Raw genomic sequence first — 21,278 nt, 5'->3', positions numbered from 1 at the left:
GGGCGCGGCTGCGGGGACGCCGGTCCAGGTCACGGGGTGGTCGGCGGGGGAAGGGCTGGACGCCGAACTCACCTGCCTGCACGGGTTGTTGGACGGTGAGGGTGTCGTCGGTGACGGGCCTACGCTGTTCGTCGCGCTGGCCCGGCTCACCGGGGAGCCGGACCCCCGTCCCCTCGCGGAACTCGTGTCCGTGGAGGTCGACGGGGAACACGGCGTCACCGTTCAGTGGGCCGACGGCAAGCGGGTGGGCTTCCGGTTCACGGAGTCAGCCGGGCGATCCGGAGGCTCGTCGTGGTCGGTGACGTTCCGTTGAGCGGGGTCGCGTAGGTCGGGGTGACCGGTGCGTAGGCCCAGGTCAGCGTGCCGTTCTTCAGGACCGCTATGTCACCGCTGATCCGGGCGGTCACCACCTTGTCCGCGCCCTGGGCCTTGCCGTTCCAGTCGATGAGACGCAGGTGGGTGCCCGTGAAGGTGCCGGTGCAGGTGCCGGCGTTGCACTTGGCGCCCTTCAGGGACTCCCAGGAGACCAGAAGGCGGTCCTTGCCGTAGGGCGCGATGTGCACGTCGACGTTCTCGGTGCCGGCCGCGCTGGTGAGGTAAATCGCCTTGCCGGGGCCGGAGTTGCGGTTCGCCATGAAGGCGACGGCGACCTGGTGCGTGCTCGTCTTCGGGGTGACCGTCCAGCCGCGCCCGCTGGAGTCGGCGGCGTTCTTCTTGGCCGAGGCGGCACCGCGGGAGGCGAAAGCGGTGGCGTACCGGCCGGTCGCCGACTTCACCAGGTCACCGGTGCGGCTGGGGAAGGTACCACCGCAGTACCCTGCCCAGCACTGCTCGCGCTGCACGACCGGCGCGACGTCCGGGGCGCCGATCCCGGTGGAGACGAACAGGCCCGAGCGCCAGTCGTCGAAGCACAGCGAGGTGAAGGCGCCGGAGGTCTCCGCGTGCAGCGCGATGCCCTCGTTGTGGCTGCAGCCCCAGCTCCAACCACCGCTCAGCTTCGCGCCCTTGGCGCTGATGTACGCCAACTTGTCGCCGAAGTGGCCGTCCGCGAATCCGCCCGCGCCGTGCACCACGAAGTACGCGCCGTACTTGGTGCCGTTCCAGGTGAGTTGGCCGTCGAGACCCGGGGAGGTGTCGTTCGACGCGGTGCCGGTGAGCTTGGTGCGGAAGGTCTGCTTGCCGTTGGTGTAGCGGACGATCGCGGCGGCCGTCTCCTTCCACTTGTTGGTGTCGGCCACCCGCGTGAGCAGCGCGAATCCGTCGTTGTGCGCGACCAGACCGCCGACCTCCTTGGCGCCCTTGACGACCGTGTCGGCGCCCGAGCGCAGCCCGGCGGCGTTCAGCGGGGTCACATGGACACCATCGGCGGCGGGCCAGGCCACGCGGAGGGTGCCGTCGGGGGCCACGGCCGTGGTCGTACGGGTCCACTGGCGGGCGTTGTTGTAATCGGCGGTCAGATAGGGGAACTTGGCGGCGAGCGCCACGGTGGTGCTGGTCGGGGTGAGTGTGCCGGTCACGGTCCTGGCGGTCGTCGAGGTCTTCGCGGCGGCCTTCGGGGTCGTCTTCGCGGAGGCGGACGCGGTCGCCGTACCGGTGGTGGACGGAGACCCCTGGGCGGCGGCCTCGGCGGAGGCACCGCTGGACACGGAGGGGGAGGCGGACGTCCCGGCCGCGGTCGAGCTGCCGCTGTCGCCGTTGTCCGTCGCCGCGGTCGCGTACCAGGCACCGCCGAGCAGGGCCGCGACGGCGAGCGAGCCCGCGAGCGGCTTGCGGGCGATGCGGCGGGGGGAACGGCGACGGTGCGTGGTGGTGCGTCTTGCGTTGGTCATGTCCCCAAGTCGCCGCAGGTGCGGGGGAGGTTGCCGTCGCGCCGCGCGAAATGTTCGGAGGCCGGTAAGAGGACGGCATGCGGAGGCGTCCGGAGGTGAGACCGGCTCCACAGCCAGGACGGGCCGATCCTGGTACGTTGGAGGCATTCCTGGGTATCAGACCCTTTGGACTCAGCACCGGCGAGGGACCGAGGAACCATGGCCATGGACCCCGGCGACAAGCGACTGGCGGCGGCCGTCGTGATGGACGACGACGGACGCGTACTTCTGGTGCGCCGGAGTGCCACCGAGAGGTTCCTGCCGCGGGTGTGGGGCGTTCCGTGCGGGAAGCTGGAACCGGACGAGCGGTCCGAGGACGGCGCGCTGCGAGAGCTGAAGGAAGAGACCGGACTCCTCGGCGAGATCGTCCGCAGGATCGGCGACTCGTCCTTCGTGAGCGAGTACCGGGGCCGCGAGATCAAGAACTGGCAGGACAACTTCCTTGTCAGGCCGCTCACTTGGGAGATCACTCTCCCCGAGCCCGACCAGGCGTATCTCTGGCTCCCGCCCTCCGAGTTCGCGAGTGCCGGCATCGACATCGACGCGTACAACCTGGACGTCGTACGACAGGCCCTCACGAACTTCTGAGCGACTCCGCCAGACCGTTCAACGCGCCCAGATACTCCCGCACTTCCAGCGGCACCTTCGCCACCGCGCCCGGATGCGGGCCCGCCGCCGTGAACACCTCGGTGTGCCGCCGCCGTCCGGCCCCCGTCTCCAGGAACAGCGTCACGGTCGGTACGTCCGTGTCGCACCAGGCCCGGTGCAGGGTGTGCGCGGGGAGGGCGTAGGCGCTGCCCGCCGCGTACTGCCCCGTGTGCGTCAGCCGCAGCCGCGCCGGTCCCGTCGGCCGCAACCGCCAGTCGGCGCTGCGCTCGGCCAGGGACTCCTCGTACCGGTCCGCCGTGATCCCGCCGTCGCCCCGCGCCTCGTACAACTCCATGGCGAGCCGGCCCCGGACCACGTAAGAGGCGAGCGGGGAACGGTGGTTGTGGATGTCCTCCGTGCCGATCGCCGCCGCGCCGGGATGCCACAGGTGCGCGCGCAGCATGTGGCGGGGGCCGCCGTCGATCAGCAACAGCTTGTCGAAGCCCAGGACATGACGGTACGACAGCTCGGCGCAGGCCTCCGGATCGCCCTCACCCGAGGCGAGTTCGGCGATCAGCTCCAACAGGCGGTCCGGGGAGCCCAGTTCGGCGACGACCGCACGGGCCGCGGTCGCCGTGTCGTGATCGGACAGGTCGCCGTCGAGCGTCTCGGTCAGCAGCCGTCGCGCCGCCAGGATCTGCCGACCACCCATGCACTCACTCCCCAACTCCGGTTCACACCGGCCTCGTCCGAGGGTCCGGCTGATACATCCATACGGCATGCGCGCGCAGCGCCGAAAGGCCTTGATAGGTCATCCAGATCGGCTGGCGCAGTTCCTCCGTCGTCGTGAACGCGGACCCGTCCCGGCTCCAGGACCAGATGCCGTCGGTCTGCGCCGCCCACACCGCGGCCGCCGCGCCGTCCAGCCGCTCCCGCCAGGCGTCCTCGACGCCGTCCTCCCGCGCGATCTCCTGGGCGCCCGGGGTAAGCAGCGCGCGCAGGATCCAACTCGCGGTGAAATGACGTACGTTCAGCACCTCGTGGTGCGAGGAGTCGTCCGGGTGCGGTCGGCGCACCTCCTCCCGCAGGTTCGCCAGGTCGGCGCAGGTGTCGTGCGCGGTCGCCGGGCAGGCCAGCAGCCAGCGCACCCCGTCCTCGCGCGCCGAACGCTCGACGGCCCCCTCGCCCAGCACCCGGGCCGCCCGGTCCAGGGCGACCACGGCCTGCGCGGTGTGCAGGGCGGAGGGCTGAGCGGGGTGCCCGACCCAGGGCAACGGAGACAGACGGTGGCTCCAGCAGCGGCGGTGCTGGCGCTGCGGGTCGGAGAGCGCGCCGTCGACCAGGGCGCCGCGCAGCACGGGCAGCGTCGGCGCGTCCGGTGCAGCGCGCAGCAGCCCCCGCATCACGGTGGTGACGACATGGGTCAACGCCCGCCCCGTACCGTCGAGTTCACGGGTGAATCCGGCCTCGCAGCGCGCCACCTCGTCCGCCAGCCGCTCCCGCGAGGCCCCCGCCCGGGCCAGGGCGCCCAGGACCATCGCGGTGACCTCCGGGCGGGCCACCGACCCCTGCGAACGGGCCGACCAGCCGCCGCCTTGCAGCCGTAGCCGCCACAGTGTGTCGATGAGATCGCCGGTGTGCAGGCGTCCGTCCGGCACGCCCAGGTCCAGCACGATGTGCAGGCCGTACGCGGTGGCCAGCGAGGTCGGGCGGGCCGGGCCGTCCAACTCCCGGAGCGAGTGCGGCCATCCGACCAGGCGGCCGCGCACCGGGTCGTCCACCACGGCGACCTGGGCGACGAGGGTGTCGTAGGCCGAAGCGAACACCTGCGGCAGCGGACCTGGAGCGTTCGGCGCGAGGGGAGCGGGCGCGGTGAGCGGCGCGGGTCCGGACGTGCGGGCGCGGAGCAGGGCCGCCGCCAGCCAGGTCATCCCGAGAGTGGCGAACCCGCTCAGCCCGGAGATCAGATACTTGGCCGCCTCCCCGCCGATCGAGTCGGGCAGCACACCGAACAGGAACTGGAACACCGCGTATCCGGCCGCCACACACCCGAACCGGCCGAGCCAGCTCACGAAACGGGTCGGCGGGCTCCCGCCGGGAGTCGCCGGACCGGGCGGCCCCGGGACTCTCAAGGGACCACGTCCCAGCTGCTGTTGAGACAAGGCGCGCTCCCTCCCCCCTGGGTGGCACGTGACGTTCGCGAAGTTTCCAGTCTAAGTGGTCAGCGATACACGTGGGGCGCGGACCGGAACCGGCGTCTCCGTCACTCCACTCGACCCTCACGCGGCCAGTGCGTCAGCGCCACATGCAGCGCGTCGACCGCACGCTCCCACGACCGCTGTACGTCACGGGGCGCGCCGAACCCACCACTCGACTCCAGCGCGCAGTAACCGTGGAACGTGCTCCTCAACAGCCGTACGGCGTCGGTGAGATCGGGTTCCTCCAGGCCGTAGGCGCGCAGCATGCCGTAGGTGATCTCGGCGGTGCGGCGCAGGGCGGGGGAGCCGGCGATCAGGGACTGGTCGATGCGGATCTGGGTGGCCGCGTACCGGCCCGGGTGCTCCAGGGCGTACGCGCGGTACGCGTCGGCGAAGGCGGTCAGCGCCTCGCGGCCCGTACGGCCGGCGACCGCGACGGCGATCCGGTCGACCAGCTCGCCGCCCGCGAGGAACGCGACCCGGGTGCGCAGATCCTGGAGGTTCCTGACGTGCGAGTACAGGCTCGCGTCCTTCACACCGAAGCCGCGGGCCAGCGCGGACAGGCTGACGTTCTCGAAACCGACCTCGTCGGCGAGATCGGCGGCGGCCGCCACGACACGGTCGGCGGTGAGTCCCGCACGCGCCACGGCCCACCACCTCTCCTCTGACCTGCGACGACCGGAACCCCTAGGACAATAGCCAATAACAAGAGGGGCGCCCGGCGCGTTTCACCACGGCGGTCACCGGACTCCGGCAGCAGACTTCCCACCATGGACGACGACTCCGGCACCCCCGCCCCCACCGGCCTCCGCGCCACGGCACTCCTCGGCCGCCCCAAACTGTGGCTGATCCCCACCGTGCTCACCGGCCTGCTCGCATTCCTGCTGTCCCTCCTCTACATGGGCGGCATCGTCAACCCCAACCGCGAACTGCACGACCTGCCCATCGCCCTCGTCAACAGCGACACCGGCAAACCGCTCACCGGCCAGCAGCAGAACCTGGGCACCCAGATCACCCACGCCATCGTGACCAACTCCGGGAGCCGCGCGGCTGGTTGGCGCCGGCTCACGCGGGCCCAGGCCCAGGACGAACTCGACGCAGGCAAGGTCTACGGCGCCCTGGTCATCCCCGCCGACTTCACGAACTCCGTCGCCGCGCTGACCACCACGAACGCCACCGCCCGCCCGACCATCACCGTGCTGACCAACCCAGGCAAGGGCAGCCTCGGCTCCTCCCTCGCGAGCAAGATCTCCGCCACGGCGGCCCAGCAGGCCTCGCTCACCATCGGCAAGCAGCTCGGCGCGGCGGCCACGAAGGCCGACTCCACGCAGAAGCTGTTTCTCGCGGACCCGGTGCGGATCGCCACCCAGGTCGGCCACCCCATCGGCGGCAACAGCGGCATCGGCCTGACCGCCTTCTACTACACCCTGCTGCTGGTCCTGGCCGGTTTCATGGGCGGCAACGTCATCAGCAACGGCGTCGACACCGGCCTCGGCTACGCCGACAACGAGATCGGCCCCTGGCACACCCGCCGCCCCACCGTCCCCATCAACCGCACCCAGACACTGCTCCTGAAGATGGTCATGACGGCCGGAATCACCCTCCTCAGCGTCTCCCTGATCATGCTCGCCGGCGTCAGCATCCTCGGCATGGACGCGACCCACATCCCGCTCCTGTGGATCTACTCCTACTGCGCGGCCCTCGCCGTCGGCCTCGGCGTCCAGGCCATCAACGCCGCGTTCGGCGGGATCGGCCAGCTGGTCTCCATGTTCGTGTTCATCGTCCTCGGCCTCCCCTCGTCCGGCGCGACCGTCCCCCTCCAGGCCGTCCCCGGCTTCTACCGCTTCCTCTCCCACTTCGAACCCATGCGCCAACTCAGCGACGGCGTCAGGGCGATCCTCTACTTCGACGCCCGCGGCGACGCGGGCCTCACACGCGCGTGGACCATGATCGGGATCGGCACGGCGATCGGCCTGCTCTTCGGTTTCGCGATGGTCCAGTACTACGACAGAAAGGGCCACAAACGCCTGACACCGCAGCCGGCTTGAGGCGCCCAACACAACTGCTTCACCAGACGCCCTGGGCGGAGTTGCCTGACCAGGTCACCTCCGCCCCCTGCCCTGAGCGGCTCGCGCGCGCACGCCCAGGGCAGGGTCCTGCCCGGTCGGCTCGGTCAGCTCGCGCAGAGCTTCACGTTCACGGTGTCGCCCGCTTTCACGATCTTCGGGGCGTGGGGGGTCACCTCGACCACCGTGTCCGGCTTGCAGCCCGGGCTGTTCACGCTGCTCACCGTGCCGAGCTTGAGGTCGGCCTTGAGGAATTGCCCCTTGGTCGTCCTCAGGTCCGTGCCCGTGAAGTCGACGGCGACGGGGCCTCCCCCCTTGCCGAAGTCCACCAGCAGGATGGCCTTCTTGTAGTCGGAACCCTTGGTGGTCGCCGTGGTCATGGGCTTCTCCGCCGTCGTCGGCGAGGTGCCGCCCGTCATGGACGCCAGGGCCGTGCCGCCGCCCGCCACGATCAGGGCGGTGGCGACACCGGCGATGAGGGTGGCGCGCCTGCGGCGGGTGCGGTGGACCATGTCGGCCGTGTCGAAGGCCGGAGTGGCGGTGGAGTGCGCGAAATCGTTCATGGCGTTGATCAGTTCCTCTTCGAAAGGTGTGCAGCCGGAGGACCGCGGGTCGTGCGAACTCATCGGGTTCCTTCCGTGAGCTGCTGCGATGAAGGGGTGGAGAGTGCTGGAAACTGGCTTCTCAACCGGTCGATTCCACGGGCCAGTTGGGAGCGGACCGTGCTCTGCGAGATCTTCAGGTCGGCCGCGATCTCGGCGTCGGACAGATCGTGGAAGTACCGCAGCACCACCACCGTCCGCATCCGCATGGGCAGTTGCTGAAGAGCGCGCACCAACTGGTCCCGGCTGTCGATCCGTCCGTACTCGTCGCCCGGCGCGGCCGGCTCGCCGTCCACCGGGTGCTGAGCCGTACGGCGGAATCGTCGCCAGCGGTCGTTGGCGAGGTTGACCATGATCCGCCGCACGTACGCGTCCGGGGCGTCCTTGGCGCTGATCGTGCGCCACTTGCGGCAGGCCCGCTCCAGGGTCTCCTGGACCAGATCCTCCGCCGCGTCGCGCCTGCCCGTCAGGACGAGTGCGCCCCGGAAGAGCGCGCCCGACCGGGCGGCGACGAACGTATGGAAGTCGCCCTCCGGCGACTCAACTCCGTTGCGTCCTTCGCCCGTTGCCCACTTGGCTGCCAGATCCACACGCTCCTCCCTTCCTGTCACCCCTCCTCGACGGAAAAGTCCGTGGATCTGCTGCACGGCCCTGACGTGACCTGGGTCACGCCATCGACATCCTCCGCGTCAGTACGGCCGCCAGCAGCACCAGCTGGAGGGGGAGTGTTCAGGAACGTCGCCGACGGACCCCACACCGCCACGGTGACCAGGGTCAGCGCGATTAGATCCCCTACGGCCGACGCGCTGGACACCACACCCCACTGCGCGGTGTCCAGCCCCGCCTGGTCGCGGATCGCCGGGATGCGGGCCATCCAACTGCCCTGTGTGGAACCAAGGATGACGAAGACCAGGACGACCGCGAGACGGGCCCGTAAGTCGGACGGGACCGCCGTGGCGCTCACCCGTTCACCCCCGTGTAGTGGCCCAGACTCCACCGCCACAGCAACCGCGCCCCGAGATACGCCAGTACGCCCACGAACGGTGAGGCCGCCGCCAGCCAGTACGGGACGCCGGTGTCGTGGCCGTGGCCGGTCAGTACGGCGGCCGGGAGGTAGGCGACGAACGCGAGCGGAAGGGCGTAGGTGAGGAAGCCGCCGACCGCGCGGGGCAGGACGTTGAGCGGGTAGCTGCCGAAGGTGCCGAGGAGGTCCTCCAGCCAGCGGCTCCAGTAGTCCGCGGACGGGAAGCGGAGGGAGGCGGCGGCCACGCCCGTGAAGAGGGCCGCCTCCAGGAGCATGCCGCCCACCAGCGCGGCGATCAGATACGCGGTGCGGCCCGCCGTCCAGTCCAGGTGGCTGCGGCTGAGCGCGCCGATCATCAGGCCGGTCGCCACCGTGAGGTCGCCGATCGCGTTGGTGGGGAAGTACTCCAGCTGGGCCTGGCGGTGGACCGGCATCGGGCGCACCAAGTAGATGTCGATACGGCCCTCCTGGATGTACCGGCCGATGCCGTGCATCCGGCCCAGGAACAGCACCATCAGGCCGTGCGCCAGCATCCGCGTCGCCGGGATCAGCAGCACGTCCGAGCTGTCCCAGCCGCCCATCCCGGCGAACCGGGTGAGCAGCACCGTCGCGAACACGATCACCGACACCTGCCAGATCGCGCCGATCGCGATCATCAGCAGGAACTCGGTGCGGTACTCCAGTTGGGCACGGAAGTTGAGGCGCGTGATACGCCATACGATCCGGACGGCTTTCACACGCATCAACCTCCTTGGGCTACGACTCGGCGGGCGGCGCGCCGCCACAGGAACCGGGTGAACAGGGACAGGGCCACCACCCACACGGCCTGCAGGGCGAGTTGGGCGCCCGCGTCGGACAGCGGGACACGGCCCACGTAGATCGAGAGCGGCACGCTGAGCGTCGCCTGGAACGGCAGGAAGCGGCTCATCGTGATGAACCAGTCCGGGAAGAACCACAGCGGCGCGTACACCCCGGCCAGCAGGTTCTGCGCGAAGATCAGGATGAGCTTCGCGGCGCCGTTGCGGAGCGTCCAGAAGCACAACTGGTCGATGACGAGCATGACGTAGTAGAGGACGAGCTGGCCGAGCAGCATGCTCAGCGCGAACACCCCTGCCGCGGCAGGTGACTTGGGCGGTTCCACGACCCCGGATGCGAGGCAGACGACGTAGCCCGTCAGTGCCCAGGCCAGCCCGTACATCTGCTCGCCGAACGCCCGTAGCGCGTAGTAGCGCTGGGGCGGCAGCGGGCGCAGGTACCAGTAGATGATCGTGCCGAAGTGCATGTGCTGCAGGACCGTGTCGCGGCCCGCGTACTGGTCCAACTCCCGTAGCCGGGAGGCGAGTACGGCCAGGACGGCGTACGTCACCGCCTGGTCGCGGGTGAGTCCGGCGGTGGCGCCGGTGTGCGCGTACAGGCCGCGCCACAGGGACGCCACCAGGACCACCTGCACGGTGAGGCGGAGCAGGGCGGCCGTGATGCGGGGCGGGGCGAGCAGTTCGCCGAGCGGGGTGACGCGGGCGGCGCGCCAGGCGTGCGGGGCGGCCATGTCAGGCCTCCTCGGCCGGTGGTCCGGCCTGGACGTAGGCGGCCCGCATCACGTCCTCCAACTCGGCCTCGTCCATGGCGACTTCGGTCACCTCGTACCGCTCGATGACCTGCTTCAGCGCCTGATGGACGGTCGGCCCCTCGGTTCCGTCCGGGCCGAAGACCACCTGCGGGCCGTCGCGCCGTACGAGTGCGATGCCGGGCAGCGGGACGACCTCGGCGTGCGCGTCGGCGAGGGTCGCGCGGATCTGCCAGGTGGAGCCGAACGTGCGGCGGATCTCGTCGAGGGTGCCGTCCAGGACCAGCCGGCCGTGGTTGATGAGGACGACCCGCTCGGCGAGCCGGGCGACCTCGGTCATGTCGTGGGTGGTCAGCAGAACCGTACGGCCGCGCTCCTCCACCTGGTGCCGCAGGAACTCCCGCACCTGCTCCTTCACGACCACGTCCATGCCGATGGTCGGCTCGTCGAGGAAGACGACCGGTGGGTCGTGCAGCAGGGCGGCGGCCAGGTCGCAGCGCACCCGCTGGCCCAGCGAGAGATGGCGGACCCGGGTGTCCCAGAAGGCGGAAAGTTCGAGGATGTCGTCGAATTCCCGCAGCCGTGCCGCGTGTTGGGCCTTCGGCACCTCGTAGATGTCCCGCAGGATCGCGAACGACTCGCGCACCGGCAGGTCCCACCACAACTGGGTGCGCTGCCCGAACACCGCCCCGATGTTACGGGCGTTGCGCTCCCGCTCCTCGTACGGCACCACGCCCGCGACCCGGGCCTCGCCGGAGGTGGGCCTGAGGATGCCGGTGAGGATCTTGATGGTGGTGGACTTGCCCGCGCCGTTCGGGCCGAGCAGGGCGAGGAGTTCGCCCGGGGCGACGTCGAAGGTGACGTCGGAGACGGCGTGCTTGGGCACACGCTCGGGGTTGACCAGGGAGCGCAGACCGCCGACGAGACCCGGCCGCCGTACGGTCGTGTGAAACGTACGGGACAGACCGCGCACCTCGATGGAACTGGCGCTCACTGGATCAGCCTTCGGGTGAGCCGGAACAGTGCGTTCATGATGCGGACCTCCTCGTCAGTCTGATCAGGTGGACGGTCGCCAGCAGCGACGCGCCCGACAACAGGGTCAACAGCCAGGGCACCGCGTGGATCCCGGAGGCCTCGATCCCGACGCCGAGCAGCGGTGGAGCCGCCACCCCGCCGACATTCGAGGCCGCGATCACCCACGCCCCGGCACGCCTGGCCTGGGGAAGCGCCGAGTTGAGCCACGAAAGCCCCGTCGGAAAAACAGGCGCGATGAACAAGCCAACACCGGCGTACGCCACCGGTGCCACTCCTTTAACCAGTGTCAACAGCAGACACGCCGTCATCCCGGCCGCGCACACGGCGAGGATGCGCTCGGGGGCGTGGCGCATCGTGATCGGTACGACGAGGAAGCGGCCCGCCGTCATCATCAGCCAGTAGACCGAGGTCGCCGACGCGGCCACGGTGGCGGTGTAGCCGACCGTCTCCAGATGCGTGGGCTCCCAGCCGCCGACACCCGCCTCCACGGCCACGTTGAGGATGTAGAGGACCAGGAAGCCGACGAGGATCCGGGACAGGCCGAGCCCCCGGCTTCCCGTTGTTGCTGGTGGAGCGTCAGATACACGTGTACGTACGCCACTTGAGCCCGCGAACACCAGCACCGCCGCCAGTACCGCGCACGCCCCGAAGGCGTACGGGTAGCCGTCCGGGCCGAGCCAGGCCACGATCGCCGGGCCGAGCACCGCGCCGATGCCGAAGTGCGCGTTGAGCACGTTCAGCATGGCGGTGGAACGGTCGGCGAAGCCGACGGCGAAGAGTTGGTTGAGGCCGTAGTCGATCCCGCCGAAGCCGAGGCCGCCGAGGAACGCGGCGGTGAGCGCGAGAGGCCAGTTCGGCGCGAGTGCGAAACCGGCGCCGCCCGCCGCCATCAGGCCGTAACTCCACGCCAGCAGTGCCCTGTTGCTGATCCGGGAATGGATCGCGTTGAAAGCGAGGACGCCCGCGACACCGCCGGTGAAGTGCAGGCTCAGACCGAGGGCGGCGGCCGAGGGGGACAGGCCGAACTCGTGGCGCAGGCCCGGGATCGCGGGGCCGTAGAGGGCCTGGAGCATGCCGATGAGGACGAAGCCGACGCAGGACGCGACCGCGGCCGACCGGGCGAAGAGCCGGTCGGCCGCAGGCGATGTCGTGACTGTGCCAGTCAACTGGTCTCCGGGGTTTCCGAGTAGACGGTTTCCGAGAACACGAAGGAGAACTCGGTGGGTCGGGCGTTCAGGAAGTACCGCGGGAGCGGGCCCGGGCCGCAGGACTGCGAGCCGATGCCGTGCTGGCCGTGGTCGAGGTTCACCCAGACCCCCGCGGCGGAGCCGCTGTTGGATGCAGTGCTGGGGGTGAGATCGGTGCGGTGGGTGGCCGCGTCGAGCTGCTCAGTGGTCCAGCGGCGGGCGGTGAACCAGAACTCCGGGTCGCCGTCGATCCGCAGGCCGCCGATCTCCGCCCAACGGACGTCGGGGCGGGCGCCGTTCTCCTGCGGGCGGACGTAGGGGGTCTGGAGGCCGTCGACCGTGGACTCCCAACGGCCCAGCTGCGACGCCGACTTGGTGTCGGGGTACCCCTCACCGGGACCGCCGCCGAACCACCGCACCCGGTCGGTGCTCGCGTCGATGCCGAAACGGATGCCCAACCTCGGCAGCGGAAACGTCCAGTTGCCCTCGGGTCCCACGGACACGGTCAGCCGCAGCCGGGAACCGTCCGAGGTCCAGCGGTACACCGTGGCGAGGCCGATCTCCCAGGCGGCGGGCGCCACCCGGGTGCGGACGGTCACCGCGTCCTCGCTCAACTCCACGCCGTCCAGGCGGTGTCGCATGCGGTGCAGGCCGAACTTCCGCCAGAGCAGGCCGAAGCGGACGTCCGTCTGCCAGGACGCGCCGTCGTCGTTGTCGGTGGGCGCCCGCCACACGTCGAGGCGGAGACCGGTGACGTCGACCGCGCCGATCGTCTTCAACTCACCTGTGCGTGCGTCGAAGGTGGCAGGACCGAGCGTGATGCGCCGCTCCCCGAGCACGGGCCCGGCGACGGCGGAGACGGACGGCAACGGGCGTGCCGCGACCGGGAATTGGCCCCAGCCGACGACATGTCCGGCGGGACCCCATGCGGTGTCGGCCGCGAGCGACGCCCGTACGGTCCACTGGGATTCGGCGCCCTCGGACCCCGTGGGCGGTGCGGGAAGCTTCACGTCGGCCGACTCGCCGGGTGCGAGCGCGGGCACGGTGAGGGCGCCCGACTCGACTGTCTCGCCGTCCACTTGGTACGACCACGCGAAGGCCAGGGCGGAGAGGTCGGCGAAGTCGTACGCGTTGGTGATGCGTACGGTGCCGTCCGCGCCGTCGCCCGTGATCCGGACCGGCTCGATCACCTTCTTGTACTCGACCAGGCCGGGGGAGGGGGCGCGGTCCGGGAAGACCAGGCCGTCGCAGACGAAGTTCCCGTCGTGCAGTTCCTCGCCGAAGTCACCGCCGTACGCGAAGCCGAAGCGCTCGTCCTTGATGCCGTGGTCGATCCACTCCCAGACGAAACCGCCCTGGAGCCGGTCGTACGACTCGAAGAGGCGCTGGTAGTCGGCGAGTCCGCCGGGGCCGTTGCCCATGGCGTGGGCGTACTCGCAGAGGATGAAGGGGAGTTGACGGCGCTTGTGGGTGCCGCCGTCGAGGCCCCGGCCGATGCGCTCGACCTCGGCGTGGTCGGCGTACATCCGTGAATAGACGTCTGTGTCACGGCAGTTGATGTCGCCCTCGTAGTGCACGAGGCGGGACGAGTCGCGGGCGTGGATCCACTCGGACATGGCCGTCAGGCCGCGACCGGTGCCGGCCTCGTTGCCCAGCGACCAGATGACGATCGACGGGTGGTTCTTGTCGCGCTCCACCATGCGGGCCGCGCGGTCCAGCAGGGCCGGGGTCCAGCGGTCGTCGTCAACGGGGTTGTCGCGCCAGGCCTGTTCGGTGAAACCGTGGGTCTCCAGGTCGCACTCGTCGATGACCCACAGGCCGTACTCGTCGCACAGGTCCAGGAAGTCGGGGTGCGGCGGATAGTGCGAGGTGCGGACGGCGTTGATGTTGTGCCGCTTCATCAGCAGCACGTCCTCCCTCATGGTCTCCAGGTCGAGGGCGCGGCCCTTCTCGGGGTGCCATTCATGGCGGTTGACGCCCTTGAAGAGGATCGCCTTGCCGTTGACCTTGATCAGGTCGTCGGAGAGTTCGACGGTCCGGAAGCCGATGCGGAGGGGAACGCGTTCGCCTTCGGTGGTGAGCAACCCCTCGTACAGGTAAGGGGTTTCGGCCGTCCATGGCTCCACCTGCACGGTGACCGACTCGCCGGTCGCGACATCGATGTCCAGGGCGGGCACGGTGACGCGGCCGTCTACGTCGGAGTCGACGCGGAGGGTGCCCGCGCCGCCGAGGTGGTCGTAGGAGGCGTGCACGAAGAAGTCGAGAGCGCTGCCCGGCGGGCGGTGCAGCAGGGTGACGTCACGGAAGATGCCGGGCAGCCACCACTGGTCCTGGTCCTCCAAGTAGGAGCCCGCGGACCACTGGTGGACGCGGACGGCCAGGACGTTGCCGGAGGGCTTCAGCAGGTGTCCGACGGCGAACTCGTGCGGCAGCCTCGACCCCTTGAACTCGCCGATGTCCGTGCCGTTCAGCCAGACGCGGGCGCAGGACTCCACGCCGTCGAAGCGCAGCACGGCCCCGCCGTCCGAGGGCCACTCGGACGGCAGGTCGAAGGTGCGGAGGTGGTCGCCGGTCGGGTTCTCGGTCGGGACGCGGGGCGGGTCGACCGGGAAGGGGTAGAGGTGGTTGGTGTAGATGGGGGAGCCGTGCCCCTGCAGGACCCAGTGGCCGGGGACCGTGACCTCGGCCCAGTCCCCGGCGTCGTAGCCCTCCCCGGCGAACGAGTCGTCCTCGGCGTCGGCCGTCGCCGACACACGGAGACGCCAACTGCCGTTCAGCGACAGTGACTTCGCGTCCGGGGACGCGTAACGGGCGCGGGGTGGGAGGGCTCCGCTGCCCGGTGAGACGTCCTCGATGTAGTCGGCGGCGGTGCTGGAAGTCATGGATCTCCAGGTCGTGAGATGCGGGTGTCAGCCCTTGATGCCGGTCTGCGCGATGCCCTGGACCAGCCAGCGCTGGAGGAAGAGGAACACGAAGACCAGGGGCAGGATGGAAACTGCGGTGGCCATGAAGATGAGATGGAAGTTGACGGTCTGGTTCGTCATGAACGACGACAGCGCGATCTGCACGGTCCAGGAGTCCGGGTCCTGGCCGATGACCAGTGGCCAGAGGAACGCGTTCCAGCCGCTGATGAAGGTGATCGTGGCGATCGCCGCGAAGAAGTTCAGCGAGTTGGGCACGACGATCCGCCAGTACGCGCCCCAGTAGCCGAGCCCGTCCACGCGTGCCGCCTCCTCCAACTCCTTGGGGAACCCCAGGAAGTACTGCCGGAAGAGGAAGCACGTGAAACCACTGAAGAGGCCCGGGATGATGAGACCCCGGTAGGTGTCGACCCAGCCGAGCGACGAGACGAGGACGAAGCTCGGCACGAAGGTGACGGCTGTGGGGACCATCAGGGTCGCCAGGACGACGTAGAAGACCTTGTTGGAGTGCTTGTACGGGATGCGGGCCAGGCCGTAGCCGGCCAGCGAGCAGACCAGGAGCGTGCCCACGGTCATCAGGACGGCGACGACCGTGGAGTTCCACAGGGCGCGGCCGAACTGGACGGTCTGGTCGTCGAAGAGTTCGGAGATGTTGCCCCATTGGAACGAGGGCAACAACCTCCAGTTCTCGCCGGTGATCTCAGGGTCCGTGGAGAGGGCGTTGCGGACGATCAGGTAGAAGGGGATCAGGAAGAGGAGGGCGGCGATGCTGACGGCGACGTACAGGCCCGTGTTGCCGAGAATGCCGCCGCGCTTCTTGCGGTTCTTGCCCAACTGCGGTGCGGTGGTGGTCACTTGGCTTCCTCCCCCCTTCCGAAGCCCATGATCTTGCCCTGGGCGAGCGTGACGATGCAGATCAGCAGGGACAGGATGACCGCGCCCGCGCTGCCGGCGCCGTAGTCCTGGTTCGTGCCGAGAGCCGCCTTGTAGAGCTCCATCAGCGGGGTCTGGGCCCAAGTCGCCTTGGTGGTGATGAGGTTGAAGAACTCGTCGAACGCCTGGTACGCGGCGATGAGCAGCAGCAGGATCACCGCCGTTGACGTGGCCCGGAGTTGGGGCAGGGTGATGTACCAGAACGTCTGCCAGCCCCGTTTGGCGCCGTCGATCTCGGCGGCCTCGTACAGCTCGGCCGGGATGTTCTGTAGGGCCGCGAGGAACAGGATCATGTAGAAACCGGACTGGATCCACAGCCGCAGGCTCACCAGAACCAGCCAGTACCAGGGCGGGCTCGGGTTGGACAGATAGGCGATGTTGTCGACGCCGAACCAGCCGAGGACGGTGTTCGCCAGGCCGAAGCGGACACCGGTGAAGATGGACATCTTCCAGATGAGCGCGGCGGCGACGTACGAGACGGCGGTCGGCAGGAAGAACACCGACCGGAAGAACGCCCGCATGAACCGGAGTTGGTTCACCAGCAGCGCCAGACCCAGCGACAGTGCCCACGTGGTCGGCACGATGAACGCTGCGAACACCGTGAACGTCAGCAGCGAATCAGGGAAGTTGCTGTTGGTCAGGATCTGTCTGTAGTTGTCGAAGCCGACGAAGTTGCTCGGCGTGACGGTGTAGCGGGCGTCGAAGAAGCTGAGCCAGATGCTCCATCCGATGGGGACGAAGACGAAGATCACCAGGCCGATGAGGAAGGGGCCGGTGAAGAGCCAGAAGTTCAGGGTGGCGTTGGACCGCAGGCCCCGCCGCGGCCGGGCCTGGGAGGCCTTGGCCGGGGCGGGCTGGGCGACCCCGCGCGTGGTGGTGGTCGACATGTCGTGTTCCGTCCGCCGGCCTATCCGAACAGCTTCTTGAGCTCGACGTTGACCTTCTTGTCGCAGGCGTCGAGCGCGGCCTCCGGGTCGCCGCCCTTGCGGACACTGGACGCGATCACGTCGTTGAGGGCGGTGATCATCGTCTGGTCCCAGGCGATGTTGTCGAAGTGGCCGTAGTCGGTGAAGAGCTTGACGGCCTCGGCCGGCAGACCCGACTTGAGCTTGGTGGCCTGCGCGGCTATCGAGCTGCGCGGCGGGATGTGGAAGCCGTACGAGAGCGCCCAGTCCTCCTGGTACTTCTTCTGCTCGATCCACAGCCACTTCACGTACGCCTTGGCCGCTTCGACGTTCTCGCCCTTGGCGTTGACGAACATCGACCAACCGCCGTTGGTGACCGACGGCTTGCCGCTGTCGCCGACCTTCGGGAACGGGAAGATGCCGAGGTCGTCGCCGAGCGCCTTCTGCATGGCCGGCATGGACCACAGGCCGCCCCACTGGATGGCGCACAGGCCCTGGTTGAGCGAGGACGGGTCCCACCAGTCGGTCGGCGCGTCGAGGAGTACATGGCCGCTGGTGAACAGCTGGCGGAGCTGCTTGAGGCCCTGGACCACCGCGTCCGTGTGGTAGGCGATCTGGTTGTTCGAGTCAAGGGTGTCGGCGCCGGCCGACCAGATCAGGTTGCCCTGGACCGGCGTGAAGTCGTTGCCGAGATCGATGCCCTTGACCTTGTCGGTGGTCAACTTGGCGGCGGCTTCCAGCAGTTCGTCCAGCGTGGTCGGGACCTCGACCTTGGCCTTCTCCAGCATCGACTTGCGGTAGTAGAAGAACTGCGGGTCGTCGATCATCCGGACCCCGTAGACCTTGCCGTCCACGGTGTGCGACTTGATGTCGGCCGGGTTGAAGTCGTCCTTGACCGGATCGATGATGTCGCTCAGGTCGGCCACCTGACCGCTTTTGATGAGCTGCAACTGCGGGTGGAACTCGAAGACGTCGGGCGCCTGCTTGGTGAGCAGGGACGAGAAGAGCTTGGCCTCGAAGTTGGTGCCGGTGATCCAGGTGGTGGACACGTTGGCCTTCGAGTAGGCCTTGGCGTACCGCTTGATGGCCTGTTCGGTGCCCGCCTCGCCGTACGCGTGGAAGTACTGGACGAGCTGCTTGCCCGAACCGGAGCCCCCGCCCCGCCCGTTGTTGCCGCCGCACGCGGCCAGCGTGCCGGCCGCGGCCATCCCCGCGGCCGCCCTGAATATCGATCGGCGGGACCAGTTGCTGTTGCTCATTGCCGACATGGTGACGTCCTTGTCTCTCGCGCGGCTGCGGCTCCACGGCTCCACGACTGAGTGGCGGCCAGTGGCTCAATTCGAGGTGCGGTGCGGGACGTTAACCTTCGCCTAAGCCTTCGGCAAGGGGTTGGACGAAGTCTGTTCGAAGCGTTGTGTGATGTTCGGGATACCGGACGTGACGAAGGCGCGGGCCGCCGCGGAGGCGACCCGCACCCTGCACTCAGGTGGTCATTACACCTTTGACCAGGCCTCGTTGGCCCCGCCGTTGCAGCTGTAGAGGATCACCTTGCTGCCGTCCGCGGTCGCCTGCCCGCTCACGTCGAGGCACTTCCCGGACGCCTCGCTGAGGATCTGGCCGTTGGCGTTCAGGAGCCACCGTTGACCGGGATCACCCGTGAAGTCGGCGGTGGTCGTCAGCCCCGAACTCCCCGCCGTCAGATACCCGTTGGCACTTTTCAGGCCGCCCTTCGCGTCGTACGACCACGCCTGCTCGGCCCCGCCCGTGCAGGTGGCGAGCGCGGCCCCGGAGGTGTCCGCCGTCAGGCACTTGCCGGACTGCTTGCCCTGGAGAGCGCCCGTGACGGCCGTCGAACTCCCGTGTCCCTTACCGCCTTTGCGGTCCTTCTGGTCGAAGACGTACGTCGTGACCGAGCGGGCCGCGAGGCTCGTGGACACCGTGGAGCCGCTCACGTCGGGCTTCGCGACCTTCGCCCAGTTCTCCGTGGCCGAGGTGCGGACCGCCTGCGTCGCCCGCACCGGAACCTTGCTGTTGAAGTGCAGATTCAGCGAAGTGTCCGTCGTGTTCTGGTTGTTGACCACGACGACCCACTTGCCGTCCCGGTCGTACGAGCTCACCTCGACACCGCTCGGCGCCCCCGTCACGTTGTGCGCGACCGAGCCCGGGGTCACGAACTTGCTGTACTGGCCGAGCGCGTAGTACCGCTTGGTGAAGTACAGGGTCTGGTTGCCGTTCGTCGCGTAGTCGGGGTCGTAGTAGATCAGCCCGTCGTTCCAGCCCACGTCGTTGCGCGCGGCCGGGTCCGTGCCGTAGCCGCTGGCGAGGGCCACCCACCACTGGAACGCCGAGTCGTGCGAGCTCGCGAAGTCCTTGTAGATGATCCGGGACATCAGCAGGGCGTTGTCGATGGTCGGGTCGTACTCCTGGTTCCAGCCCGTGCCGCCCTTGCCGAAGCAGCAGATCTCGGTGGCCCAGGAGTCCTTGCCGACCGTCTTCGCCGTCCCGTAGACGTTGCCCAACTGGCCGTCGTTCGGGTTGTTGTACGTGTGGTGCGCCAGCTTCGACACGTACTGCGCGGTGTCCGGCTGCGAGATCCACTGCGGGACCTCGGTCGAGAAGCTGACCGTGCTGCTCGACTCGTCGGCGATGATCGACGTCTTCTGGTGCCGGGCCTTCTGTTCGGCGCCCAACGCCCGCACGATGTCGTCGCGTTGGTCGACGGTGACCTGCATGCCCTCCTGGCCGCAGTCGCCGAAATCGTTGTTCGGCTCGTTGAAGGGGCTGATGTAGTCGAACTTCGCGCCCTGCTTCGCGAAGTGGGCCGTGACGTCGGCGACGTACTTCGCGTAGTCGCTCTCGTTCTCCGGCTTCAACTGGCCGCCGCAGCTCTGCCCGTTGGTCGTCCACTGCGCGGGCGCGCTGTTGACGAAGCCGATCAGGTCCTGCACGCCGTACTGCGCGGCGTACTTGAGGAACGTCCGACCGCCCTTGTCCTTGCTCCAGTCGTACGTGCCGTCGGCGTTCAGGAAGTCCTGCGCGGCGCGGGCCGGGGTGGTGACCGCGGTGCCGCCACCGCCGATGTTGTAGCGGTATGAGGAGAGGTCCAACCCCTTGGCGGAGAACAGGAGTTGGGCCACCCGGGCCTGGACCGCGGGCGTGAAGTTCTGAAGGTCGTTGACCCACCAGGCGCCGGACGCGCCGATGTTGTCGATGGTCTGGGCCGCGTGGGGGGAGACTTCGGCCGGTGCGACGCCGTCGGCGGTCGCGGGCGGCGCGGAGAGCAGGGCCCCGGTGACAGCCAGCGCGGCTGCCGCTGTCGCGAGGATCGTTCTCCTGGGGTGGGGGTGAGTCACGGGCATCCCTTCCGTCGTCATGAAGGTGGTGCGGTACGGCTCCTTGCGGGGATAGTGCGCTTGCCTGGCTGTGCCTTTTTCTGCGAGGACGCGCCTCGCTGCCCCACCGACTGAAGTGCCCCTTCGAGCGCGAACGTCGCCGCGCCCAGGCACGCCGGGTCGGTGAGAATGGGGGAGAGGACGATCTGGGTGGCGGCGAACGGCCGCCTGAGCGCGTGCCGTTGGACGGCCTCGCGCACCTCGTGCAGCAGGGGTTCACCGAGCCTGCGGGCGACCCAGCTGCTGAGCACGACGACTTCGGGGTTGAGGATGTTGACCAGGTTGGCGATGCCCGCACCGATGTAACGGGCCGTCTCCCGCACGACTTTGAGCGCCACGGGGTCGTTCGTGGTCACGGCGCGGGCCAGGGCGTCGATGGTGGCCGTCTGGTCGTCGGGGTGCAGCAGCGGGCTCTGCGGGCTCAACTCCCGTAGGTTCAGCATGATTCCGGGTGCGCCGACGTACGCCTCCACACAGCCGTGGTTGCCGCAGCGGCACAACCGCCCGTCCAGCACGAGCGTCGTATGGCCCCACTCGCCCGCGCTGTTGCTCACCCCCCGGTACAGCGCCCCGCCGAGCGCGAGCCCCGCGCCGACCCCGGTCCCGAGGTTGACCACCACCGCGTCCCCGCGCCCGCGCGCCGCCCCGAACCACATCTCGGCGACCGCGCAGGCGCGCAGCGGATTGTCCAAGTACAGGGGATAGGCGATCACTTCGGACAGCAGGTCGAGCAACGGCACGTCGTGCCAGTCCCAGTTGGGCGCGTACTCCGAGACACCGGTGTCGCGGTCCACCTGCCCCGGCACGCTCACCCCGACGCCCAGCACCCGCGCGCCCTCGATGCCGGCCTGCGCGACCACCGAACCGACGGCGGCGGCGACATGGCTCACCACCTGCTCGGGCAGGCTCTCGCCGGGGCGCATGTCCTCGTCGGCGCGGGCCAGCACGTTCAGCGCCAGGTCGAAGAGTTCGACATGGACGTACGTCTCCGCGAT

Annotated in this window: 19 protein-coding genes and 1 pseudogene; 3 read left to right on the top strand and 17 right to left on the bottom strand. The window is 69.2% G+C overall.

Features of this window, described 5'->3' with window-relative positions:
• Positions 1-313, top strand: a pseudogene (locus AC31A1_RS22770) (DUF2264 domain-containing protein); the annotation flags it as partial.
• On the opposite strand, the gene AC31A1_RS22765 reads toward AC31A1_RS22770, so the two are convergent.
• Positions 258-1,829: a hypothetical protein gene (locus tag AC31A1_RS22765; protein ID WP_489655080.1), complete on the bottom strand. Its 1,572-nt coding sequence runs from the start codon at positions 1,827-1,829 to the stop codon at positions 258-260. The pseudogene AC31A1_RS22770 and the gene AC31A1_RS22765 sit on opposite strands and share 56 nt — an antisense overlap.
• Before the next feature lie 204 nt (positions 1,830-2,033).
• Here AC31A1_RS22765 and AC31A1_RS22760 point away from each other — a divergent pair, with 204 nt between their 5' ends.
• The gene (locus AC31A1_RS22760; RefSeq protein ID WP_489655081.1) at positions 2,034-2,456 is read left to right on the top strand and encodes an NUDIX hydrolase; all 423 of its coding nucleotides are present in this window, start codon (positions 2,034-2,036) and stop codon (positions 2,454-2,456) included.
• On the opposite strand, the gene AC31A1_RS22755 is transcribed toward AC31A1_RS22760, so the two are convergent.
• The 3 genes from AC31A1_RS22755 to AC31A1_RS22745 form a co-directional block, all read right to left on the bottom strand.
• Positions 2,443-3,168 (bottom strand): hypothetical protein, encoded by a 726-nt coding sequence (locus AC31A1_RS22755; protein ID WP_489655079.1) that lies wholly within the window; start codon positions 3,166-3,168, stop codon positions 2,443-2,445. The genes AC31A1_RS22760 and AC31A1_RS22755 overlap by 14 nt on opposite strands.
• Positions 3,169-3,190: 22 nt before the next feature.
• Complete coding sequence (locus tag AC31A1_RS22750) at positions 3,191-4,528, bottom strand: hypothetical protein (RefSeq protein WP_489655078.1); 1,338 nt, start codon at positions 4,526-4,528, stop codon at positions 3,191-3,193.
• Between the two features lie 191 nt (positions 4,529-4,719).
• Positions 4,720-5,301, bottom strand: coding sequence for a TetR-like C-terminal domain-containing protein (locus AC31A1_RS22745; protein ID WP_489655077.1), 582 nt, complete (start codon positions 5,299-5,301; stop codon positions 4,720-4,722).
• Positions 5,302-5,424: 123 nt separating this feature from the next.
• Here AC31A1_RS22745 and AC31A1_RS22740 point away from each other — a divergent pair, with 123 nt between their 5' ends.
• On the top strand, positions 5,425-6,702 hold the full coding sequence (locus tag AC31A1_RS22740) for a YhgE/Pip domain-containing protein (RefSeq protein WP_489655076.1): 1,278 nt from the start codon (positions 5,425-5,427) through the stop codon (positions 6,700-6,702).
• A gap of 125 nt (positions 6,703-6,827) precedes the next feature.
• On the opposite strand, the gene AC31A1_RS22735 is transcribed toward AC31A1_RS22740, so the two are convergent.
• The 13 genes from AC31A1_RS22735 to AC31A1_RS22675 form a co-directional block, all read right to left on the bottom strand.
• On the bottom strand, positions 6,828-7,346 hold the full coding sequence (locus AC31A1_RS22735) for a PASTA domain-containing protein (protein ID WP_489655075.1): 519 nt from the start codon (positions 7,344-7,346) through the stop codon (positions 6,828-6,830).
• Positions 7,343-7,912: a SigE family RNA polymerase sigma factor gene (locus AC31A1_RS22730; protein WP_489655074.1), complete on the bottom strand. Its 570-nt coding sequence runs from the start codon at positions 7,910-7,912 to the stop codon at positions 7,343-7,345. Before AC31A1_RS22730 ends, AC31A1_RS22735 begins: the two co-directional genes overlap by 4 nt.
• Positions 7,913-7,929: 17 nt before the next feature.
• Positions 7,930-8,286, bottom strand: coding sequence for a hypothetical protein (locus AC31A1_RS22725; RefSeq protein ID WP_489655073.1), 357 nt, complete (start codon positions 8,284-8,286; stop codon positions 7,930-7,932).
• Complete coding sequence (locus tag AC31A1_RS22720; protein WP_489655072.1) at positions 8,283-9,089, bottom strand: ABC transporter permease; 807 nt, start codon at positions 9,087-9,089, stop codon at positions 8,283-8,285. The genes AC31A1_RS22725 and AC31A1_RS22720 overlap by 4 nt, the downstream gene beginning before the upstream one ends.
• Entirely contained in the window at positions 9,089-9,892 is an 804-nt protein-coding gene (locus AC31A1_RS22715; RefSeq protein WP_489655071.1) for an ABC transporter permease, read from the bottom strand. Before AC31A1_RS22715 ends, AC31A1_RS22720 begins: the two co-directional genes overlap by 1 nt.
• 1 nt (position 9,893) lies before the next feature.
• Entirely contained in the window at positions 9,894-10,904 is a 1,011-nt protein-coding gene (locus tag AC31A1_RS22710; RefSeq protein WP_489655070.1) for an ABC transporter ATP-binding protein, read from the bottom strand.
• A 34-nt stretch (positions 10,905-10,938) separates the two neighbouring features.
• The gene (locus AC31A1_RS22705; protein WP_489655069.1) at positions 10,939-12,111 is read right to left on the bottom strand and encodes an MFS transporter; all 1,173 of its coding nucleotides are present in this window, start codon (positions 12,109-12,111) and stop codon (positions 10,939-10,941) included.
• On the bottom strand, positions 12,108-15,014 hold the full coding sequence (locus AC31A1_RS22700) for a glycoside hydrolase family 2 TIM barrel-domain containing protein (protein WP_489655068.1): 2,907 nt from the start codon (positions 15,012-15,014) through the stop codon (positions 12,108-12,110). The genes AC31A1_RS22705 and AC31A1_RS22700 overlap by 4 nt, the downstream gene beginning before the upstream one ends.
• 27 nt (positions 15,015-15,041) lie before the next feature.
• Positions 15,042-15,908 (bottom strand): carbohydrate ABC transporter permease, encoded by an 867-nt coding sequence (locus tag AC31A1_RS22695; RefSeq protein WP_489655067.1) that lies wholly within the window; start codon positions 15,906-15,908, stop codon positions 15,042-15,044.
• Positions 15,905-16,873, bottom strand: coding sequence for a carbohydrate ABC transporter permease (locus tag AC31A1_RS22690; RefSeq protein WP_489655066.1), 969 nt, complete (start codon positions 16,871-16,873; stop codon positions 15,905-15,907). The genes AC31A1_RS22695 and AC31A1_RS22690 overlap by 4 nt, the downstream gene beginning before the upstream one ends.
• Positions 16,874-16,893: 20 nt before the next feature.
• Positions 16,894-18,159, bottom strand: coding sequence for an ABC transporter substrate-binding protein (locus tag AC31A1_RS22685; RefSeq protein WP_489655065.1), 1,266 nt, complete (start codon positions 18,157-18,159; stop codon positions 16,894-16,896).
• Between the two features lie 225 nt (positions 18,160-18,384).
• Positions 18,385-20,250, bottom strand: coding sequence for a glycoside hydrolase (locus tag AC31A1_RS22680; RefSeq protein WP_489655064.1), 1,866 nt, complete (start codon positions 20,248-20,250; stop codon positions 18,385-18,387).
• 11 nt (positions 20,251-20,261) lie between these two features.
• On the bottom strand, positions 20,262-21,278 hold a 1,017-nt coding region (locus AC31A1_RS22675), incomplete at its 5' end, for an ROK family protein (RefSeq protein WP_489655063.1).

It is taken from the genome of Streptomyces sp. P5F9, assembly GCF_057961495.1.
Note: the sequence above shows the minus strand (reverse complement) of the source record. Positions and strands in the feature narration are given on the sequence as shown.